Origin of the sequence: Pseudomonas sp. 2822-15 (genome assembly GCF_002742515.1) — a bacterium.
Lineage (GTDB): Bacteria > Pseudomonadota > Gammaproteobacteria > Pseudomonadales > Pseudomonadaceae > Aquipseudomonas > Aquipseudomonas salomonii.
Window position 1 is genome coordinate 1 of record NZ_LJRY01000259.1, and the last position, 462, is coordinate 462.

Sequence of the window (462 nt, forward strand, 5' to 3'; positions counted from 1 at the left end):
ATATCAGGAGCATGAATCTTGGTAACTGTATTATTACTCATATTCTATCCCTCACTTTTTTCTTTTTATAAGGCACCGCTAACTTTAGCATCGCCTTTTTTATACATTTCCATCATAACGGAGAAAGAAGTTGTACGTTGTGAGATAGAACACTTTCAGAAAAAAAGCTATACTCAAGTTTATTTAACTTAAGTATAGCTAAAAAATCCGTTTTTTTATATAATTAATTTTATTTCTTACTGTATTCTTTATGGCTTAATACAGTTCTAGCAAGAGTCCCATTTTTTTGCATTTTGTTTAGCTCCACAGCAACTGAATTAGTATAAACTGCAATTACTTTTGCTTCCTCCCCTTTATCTTCACCTGCGTTAATCTTGACTATCGCCCCGACCTCCACGGGTGGTGGAGGCGTTGGTTGTTCTTCTGGCATTGTTGTACCCTCCCTTCTAATTAGTATTTCCC

The 462-nt window shown here is 35.3% G+C and carries 1 protein-coding gene; it reads right to left on the bottom strand.

The features are described 5' to 3' along the window. Nucleotides 1–229: 229 nt before the first annotated feature. On the bottom strand, nucleotides 230–462 hold a 233-nt coding region (locus AOA59_RS27080), incomplete at its 5' end, for a DUF2187 family protein (RefSeq protein WP_218212216.1).